Below are 6,791 nucleotides of genomic sequence, written 5' to 3' on the forward strand. Positions count from 1 at the left end.
CAATTGTAGGCGGGCCCGGCCCGCCTCCGCGTTCGGTATCGGCGCTGGTCCAAGGAGTGCGCGTAGTGCGCCGAGCACGCGCGGCGCGATGGCTGGGCGAGTTGGTGCGGGACCAGTGCGGGACGGGGGTGGCCTGTCGCAGGCGCCCTCTAGCCTCCGCCCATGCGATGGACTGAGGACGCCCCCACCCACTGCCCGAACGGCCATGCGCTCGGCCCGGATCGCGTTCTCGTTGGCTGGGTTGCCCCGCTCGCCGGCACTCTCGAGCAGGGCACACGGGTCCATGAATGTCGTCAGTGTGGTGCTGTCACACGATGGAAGCCACACAGCCGGTGGGTGTGACCCCATCGACGTCGCACGTTGGAGTTCCAACTGAGTGTCGTTCACACCTGATATGAAGGATTCTCCATTGACGGAAGGTTCGGGTATGACGGATCAAGGCCCACGGCAGTACGCCAATTCCGACGACTACTGGGTGGCGGGCTCCCACAACAACGGCCAGCGTCCTGTGCCGCCGGCCAAGAAGCGGGGCGGGTGGTTGAAGTGGGGCCTGGTCATTTTAGGTGTGCTTGTACTTGTGGGAATGTGCGCAACCATCGTGTCGGGGGAGGATGACGACACCGCCGCGACGCAGCAGGGGACGACCTCGCCCGCCACCTCGGAACCGGCGACCGAGACGCTGACAGATGCCACGCCTGCCCCAGAGCCGGTCGAAGAGACTCAGCGCACGTTCGTGGACGGGATCGTCGTACCCGCGACCGCGACTGTCTCCGAGTCGGGCGGGGCCGGCATCTACGAGGTGGCCGGCAAGGACTTCGAAGAACTCGCAGAGTGGATGGGTGCTCGGCTGCCGGACGAGGTCGACGGGCTGGCGTACTGCTACGCCGGCCGGGTCGAGGACGAGAGGCACCAGTGGGCGTGGACCAACGGCGAGCAGGGCGAAATGGCCAATCACGTGGTCGTCGACGTCGAGCCGGGTCGGATCACGGTTCTTCAGGGGGAGGACACGGTCGACTGCAACCTGCGCTGACCCGCGACCGCCGGAAGCCGCCCCCAGCATTTAGGTGGGGGCGGCTTTCCTGTGCGGCGGGAACCCGGTCAAACTCACTGTTGCTGCACCTTGCCCCATACCGCGCATGTTTGGTATGCTGTGGGTACAACAAAAGAGAGGGGGCAACGTGAGAGAGACGATCGAGCTAGTCGCACTCGGGATCACCACCGGATGCGCGATCATCACCACGATGATCATCGTCGCCGAGCACTTCGACGACGACTAGCGAAGCCCCGCCCCGCCCGCTGGAATCGGGCGGGGTGGGACTTCAGTCTCATCCCACCACACGCTCCCAGAACGGAGAACCCCATGAATGCACTCAGAGCGACGAGCCTCGCGCTCATCGCGGCCGTCGTGGCCAGCTACGTCGGCGGCTTCCCAACCGCGCTGACCGTCGGTCTCACGGCCGGGCTCGTGGTCACCACGAGCATCGACGCCGCCACGTTCCTGCGGCGGCGGCCGCGGTGAAACTCACCATCACGGACACCGACAGCGGGCGTCACTACTGGACGGCCCGACAGTGCGCCGACCACTGCGGGATCTCGCCAGCGACCTGGCGCTCGTACGCCGGGCGAGGACAGTGCCCGCCACCGGTCGACAAGTTCGAGGGCCTGCAGATATGGCGCGCCGACGAAGTCCGCGACTGGCACGCCGCGCGACCAGGATCGCCGGTGACGAACGCTCCGACCAGCAAGGCGAAATGATGAAGCCGCCCCCACCTGATGGTGGGGGCGGCTTTATCGTGCGGTGTGAGGCCGGTGGGCCTCACAGGTCCGGACTGATTTCGTCCGGCGGGGTCTCGATGTCCTCTGGGTCGACATGCTGCTGGAGCTTCTTGACCAGGCGCCGGATGTAGGCGATCGCGAGACGGTACTTCCGCTCGAGCTCGTCGAAGCGTCTCTGCAGCGACCCGACCCGGTTCTCCAGCCGCTCGATTCGCTCGTCACGCTCGGCGAGGCACGCTTCCATCCACTCGCGCTCGGCGGCGCGCTCCGCTCGTTGTTCCTGCACGAACGTGGACCAGTCTGCGGTCGTTGCCGTGGTGGCGGCGGTTGCGTTCGCTTCGCGGCCCGTCCGGCGGGCCAGCCACGCCGTTCCGTACGCCATCAACGCCGCCAATGCGGTTGCCCCAGCGCCCGCCAGATGCTCCCACGTCACGGGTCACCACCCGGCCCCACCGTGTCGGCTAGCGCGGTGATGACCACCAGCACTCCCGACAGGGTCAACATGCTGATCGAGTGCGACCAGCCCCGTTCCGACAGTCCGAGCACGCTCGCTAGTGCCAGATATGCGCCCCACACGAACCAGAGACTGGCACCCACGGCGAGCGCCCAGCGGGCGATGATCCGATGCCAGATCCCCGCGAGCATCGCGGCCCCGGTAATGATCCAGATTGCCGCCCACGCGCCGAACGGGACGACGGTCGACAGGTAGGTGACGGGGTTCGCTGGGGGCTTGAGGCAGGCCATGCCACACCCGAAGGATCCGGCGGCGGCGATCGTGAGGGCGGCGATTCGGAGCCGGGGGTGGAGCGGCTCGAACGCTCGCATCAGCCGGCGCGGTGCTTGCCGACGTACAGTGCCGACGCGGACTCGTGGTCACCCCGACCGGACGAGGCGATCGACGTCAGCAGCGACAGCGCGGTAGCGGTCGCGGTGATGCCGAGCCCGGCGGCCCAGTCGACCTCCCAGATCGGCACCCCGACGACGAGGACACCGCCGGCGGTCTGTGCGGCGGTCTTGACAGCGCGCTCAGCGGCGTCTTTCCAGAACGTGGCAGTCCACATGGTCACTTCTCCTTCGTGTCGAGGAGGCGGTCGAGCTTGGACTCGATGCGCTTCTGTGTGCCCTCGATCCGGTCCAGCCGCCCGCCCTCGCGGGTCAGGTCATACACGCGCTCGTCGGTCCACTTGATGAGGTCCTGAGCGCGGTACTTCGCGCCGCTCTTGACCTCGATCTGGGTGTTCAGGTCTGCTGCCATGACGTCCTCCTCGGGACTCGGTGGGGGGAACTTCGGTGCGATCGGTGTGCCGTCCGGGAGGACGAGCTTCTTGTCGAGCTGGTCGTAGAACCAGGTGGCCTCCTCCATCCATGGGTGGTGGTACTTGCCGGCCTTGCCGCCCCATGCGTTGCCGGGGCGCGGCCCTTGAAGGTGGACTGGGCATCCGGTCGAGGTGAACTCGTTGTGGTCGCGGATGCTGCGGCCGTAGACGGGGGCGCCGAGCTTCTCGTGCAGGCAGTAGGCCGCGCCGATCCGGGCCCCGGAGATCAGGGTCTCGTCGGAGATGTTCCAGGACAGGTCGTGGTAATCGTTGCCCGCGTGGCGACCAGTGTTGTTGGAGTGCTCGAGGGCGATGGTGCGCTGGTTCGCCCACGCGTTCGCGTTCGCCCACGCCGTATCGCGGTCCCACACCGCCTGCCCCCACCTGCCGCGCGGCCCGACGACGACGTGAGCCGACGCCTGGCGGGTGTTCCAGACGCCATCGACGACCGCCTCGACCTCGCCAATCATCATCAGGTGGTGCCGGGTGATGAACTCGATCCGCGCTCCCGAGCGCCCCGGGGTGAAATGGAGCGGCGGGTTCTGCCTCTGCAAGTAAGTGCGGTCCGGTTCGAGCTTGTAGTAGTCCCTGGCCATGTCGTTCCTCCTCAAAGGATCTGGTGGTTGTCGCCGCAGCGGCAGTGGGCGTACACGCCCATCGGGGCGTCGTAGGGGCGTCCGATGCGAAGGCGGTGCAGGCGGGCGGCGTGCCACACCGTCCAGGCGAGGGCCCTCACGGGTGGTTGATCTTCCAGGCGATGGAGTCCGCCAGGCGGTGGGCCAAGGGCCGGCGGTCTTCACGCCCGGTGTCGGGGTCGGTGGTGACGAACTCGCGGGTGTAGACGGCGGTGTGACCGTCGCCGAGGTACGAGCGGGCCTCGGCGAGGGACCGGTCGATGCGGGGGCCGAGGCCGACGAACCACTCGTGGACCGGGAGTCCGAGGAAGGGCACGAGCTGCAGCCGGCCGAAGTGGGTGTGCTCGACGAAAGCGCGGATGAATCCGCCCGGCACTACGTCGGCGGCCGCGGTGAGATACCGCAGCAGTGAGTCCCACGCGGCACGGCAGATCGGGTCGCCGGGGTGGCCGCACCAGAACGTGCGGTCCATCAGCGGTGTCGGGCGGCTGCCCATCACGCCCCACCCGGTCCCGTTGGCACGCCGTGCTGCTGCCGGTCGTGCGGCTGCCACGGATCCGCGAGGAGTCCGACGGCGGCGATGCGGTGGTGCAGCTCGGGGTGTGAGTCCAGGAGCTCCCGGACCGGCCGGCAGCCGGCGGAGAAACCGAGCAGGATGAACCGGTCACCTGGCGGGGCTGTGCGGATCCGGTGCGCGAGCCTGATGACCGCGTTGTGGGACGCGACGGGCCACGGAGTCCTCCCGCCGGCACCCATGACGGATGCCGCCCAGTCCTGCCACTCGACCGCGCACGAGAGGTTCACCGCCAGTCGGTCGGTAACGGGGTCGACGACCCGGCTGGTGCGGCCCTCGCTCCCGGCACCGTCGAGCACGATCGTGTTCAGCATGGGGACCTCCCGAAATGCGGAAACCCCCGCAGAGTTGCGGGGGTTGATGGCTGGGTCGCTACTCGACGTCCCCGGTCCGGACGGCGAGATACCGGCCTTGCAACGGAGCTCCCACGGGGCAGGTCGCGCCCATCCAGATCGTGTCCCCGTTGCCAAGAATCAGCCCTTCGATGGCGAACGTGGACCTATCCGCGGACCCCGTGGTGGTGGTTGTCGAGCTGAGCGCCGTCATTCCCGGGTACTGCCCGGACGACTCGTTCACGTCGAGGACGGCGGTGGTCCCGGCGGCTCCCCACGCCTCCACGGTGATGTCGTAGTAGCCGTAGTCGCTGTAGCCGTCGAGCGCGTTGTAGGACCGGAACACCCAGCCCGGGGACTCCACTTCGAGCGGTCCCCAGGTGCCCTCACGGACCACGGTGCCACTGCCGACGTAGCGCGAGTTGATCCGCCGGTACTTCACCGAGTCGATGCGCCCGTACGCACCAACCGCGAGGTTCACCGGGTCCGTGATGGTGTCCTCGAACATCATCTGCCCGCCACCGTCAGCGAGGGCGATGAACCCGTCGATGTAGGCACGGAAGAACCCATCCTCCCGTTTGAGGGTGAGCAGCGATCCGAGGGCGTGACCGCTCGAGGTCAGGGTGGTCGTGTTGTTCGCGAGCTGCACGGCACCATTCGACTGGTGTGCAAGGGAGATCGGAGTCGAGAACCCTGCGGTGAGGGCGACCGCGCCGCCGCCCGTCCCGGCCTGGATCTCACACCGGAAGGCCTCATCAGCTTCGGGGCCGACGACTGTCATGTTCACTAGGCCCGGCGGGTTGTAGGCGCCGAACAGGGGCTCCCAGCGCGGGTGCAGGTCGTCGGAGGTGAAGTCGTCCACCCAGTCCCAACCGGAGGAGCCACCGGCCGACCACACCTCGGCACCGTTGCGCATGACGCGCGCGATTGCGTGCCCGTTGCGGTAGATCGCAACCGGCGGGTCGTACGGCCGGAGCAGGGTCACGGGTCACTCCCAGATGTAGTAGTTGCGGTCCGGGTCGATGTCCGGCAGGTTGTCGTAGTCGTCCTGGGTGCCGTCCCAGCCGCGCGGCTCGAGGTCGGCGACGGCGGCCTGGAGCTCATCGAGTTCCGTCCGTACAGCCGGTTCCAGTTTCGCGCGGGTGACCTGATCGTCCCCGATCTTGGACGTGTTCACGGCCCCGGCCTGGATCTTCGGTCCGGCGATCGCGTTGGTCGCGACCTTTGGTGCCGTCACCGCACCATCAGCGAGTTCGGTGGTGCCGACGCTTCCCGCGCCGCCGAGCGCTCCAATCGCGGCGCGGGCCTCGGCTGCGGTCGCAGCCTTGTTAAGGGCCTGCCCGATAGCGGAGATCGCTGTGCCGTAGGCGCCAGTCGCCCACCGCTGGATCGTGCCCTTGAGCCCAGATGCAGACACGAGCCGCGCGAGGGTGGCCGTGCCCGTGGTCGCCTCGCTCTCGACCATGGTCGAGTAGGGCACCGTCCAGTTGCCTAGCCCGTTCATGTAGGTGCTGGCGTTGCGCGACTCCGGGTTGTTCCCGAGGTCGCCCGGGCCGTGCATGTGCGCGCTCGGTGCGAAGTCGTCCGGCTTGCCCGACACGTCGCCCCATGTGACGTTCGTGGCACCCGACTCGCCGGGCTCGCCGCGCGCGGCGAGGATCGCCCACGTAGCGCCGGCCGACGGGGTGACGCCCGTCGAGGGTTCGAGCGCCCGCCAGGACCCGCCCTGGTAGGTCACCACGTCCTGCGCGGCGTACGCGGTGCCCGCCGACCAGGTGCCGCGCCACGTCAGCCCGTTCGCGACTGCGATGTCCCGCGCAGCCAACGCCTGGTCGCGGTAGTCACGGGAGGTGTTCGTGAAGTCGGCCGACACCCCGGCGTAGTGCTGGCTCTCGGCCGCGTGTGCGCCAGCGTCGGCCGAGTGCTGACCCGCCTCATTGCGGAAGCCCTCGGTCGCGTCCCGGATCTGCTCGACCTGGGCCCGCTCGGCGATAGTGTCGTCCTTCGCACCGATCGCCGCGTTGCGGGCGGCAACAGCCTCCCACCGCTCGTCAACCGCGGCCCACCGCTCAACCCCGGCCTGCGCTGCATGCTCGCCCGCCAGGGTCGCCGCCGCCTGCGACGCCGCACGCTCCACGCCCGCGGTGCCCGCATGGCC

Annotated in this window: 11 protein-coding genes; 2 read left to right on the plus strand and 9 right to left on the minus strand. The window is 68.6% G+C overall.

Annotated features, from left to right (window positions below):
- Positions 1-427: 427 nt before the first annotated feature.
- Positions 428-1,030, plus strand: coding sequence for a hypothetical protein (locus tag G6031_RS06940; protein ID WP_182652856.1), 603 nt, complete (start codon positions 428-430; stop codon positions 1,028-1,030).
- A gap of 330 nt (positions 1,031-1,360) precedes the next feature.
- On the plus strand, positions 1,361-1,519 hold the full coding sequence (locus G6031_RS06945) for a hypothetical protein (protein ID WP_182652857.1): 159 nt from the start codon (positions 1,361-1,363) through the stop codon (positions 1,517-1,519).
- 297 nt (positions 1,520-1,816) lie between these two features.
- Here the strand turns inward: G6031_RS06945 and G6031_RS06950 are convergent, their stop codons facing one another.
- The 9 genes from G6031_RS06950 to G6031_RS06985 form a co-directional block, all read right to left on the minus strand.
- Positions 1,817-2,209 carry a hypothetical protein gene (locus G6031_RS06950; RefSeq protein WP_182652858.1) on the minus strand — a complete coding sequence of 131 codons (393 nt, stop codon included), beginning with the start codon at positions 2,207-2,209 and terminating at the stop codon, positions 1,817-1,819.
- A complete protein-coding gene (locus G6031_RS06955) occupies positions 2,206-2,601 on the minus strand; it encodes a hypothetical protein (protein WP_182652859.1) in 396 nt (131 codons plus the stop codon). The genes G6031_RS06950 and G6031_RS06955 overlap by 4 nt, the downstream gene beginning before the upstream one ends.
- On the minus strand, positions 2,601-2,837 hold the full coding sequence (locus tag G6031_RS06960) for a holin (RefSeq protein WP_182652865.1): 237 nt from the start codon (positions 2,835-2,837) through the stop codon (positions 2,601-2,603). The genes G6031_RS06955 and G6031_RS06960 overlap by 1 nt, the downstream gene beginning before the upstream one ends.
- Before the next feature lie 2 nt (positions 2,838-2,839).
- Positions 2,840-3,688, minus strand: coding sequence for an N-acetylmuramoyl-L-alanine amidase (locus G6031_RS06965; protein ID WP_182652860.1), 849 nt, complete (start codon positions 3,686-3,688; stop codon positions 2,840-2,842).
- Positions 3,689-3,699: 11 nt separating this feature from the next.
- Positions 3,700-3,828 (minus strand): hypothetical protein, encoded by a 129-nt coding sequence (locus G6031_RS19075; RefSeq protein ID WP_277820077.1) that lies wholly within the window; start codon positions 3,826-3,828, stop codon positions 3,700-3,702.
- Entirely contained in the window at positions 3,825-4,223 is a 399-nt protein-coding gene (locus G6031_RS06970; RefSeq protein ID WP_182652861.1) for a hypothetical protein, read from the minus strand. The genes G6031_RS19075 and G6031_RS06970 overlap by 4 nt, the downstream gene beginning before the upstream one ends.
- Entirely contained in the window at positions 4,223-4,615 is a 393-nt protein-coding gene (locus G6031_RS06975; RefSeq protein WP_182652862.1) for a hypothetical protein, read from the minus strand. Before G6031_RS06975 ends, G6031_RS06970 begins: the two co-directional genes overlap by 1 nt.
- Before the next feature lie 58 nt (positions 4,616-4,673).
- A complete protein-coding gene (locus G6031_RS06980) occupies positions 4,674-5,618 on the minus strand; it encodes a hypothetical protein (RefSeq protein WP_182652863.1) in 945 nt (314 codons plus the stop codon).
- A gap of 3 nt (positions 5,619-5,621) precedes the next feature.
- The coding region (locus tag G6031_RS06985) for a hypothetical protein (protein WP_206682147.1) at positions 5,622-6,791 on the minus strand (1,170 nt) is incomplete at its 5' end.

The organism is Dietzia sp. CQ4 (assembly GCF_014145125.1).
Classification (GTDB): domain Bacteria; phylum Actinomycetota; class Actinomycetes; order Mycobacteriales; family Mycobacteriaceae; genus Dietzia; species Dietzia natronolimnaea.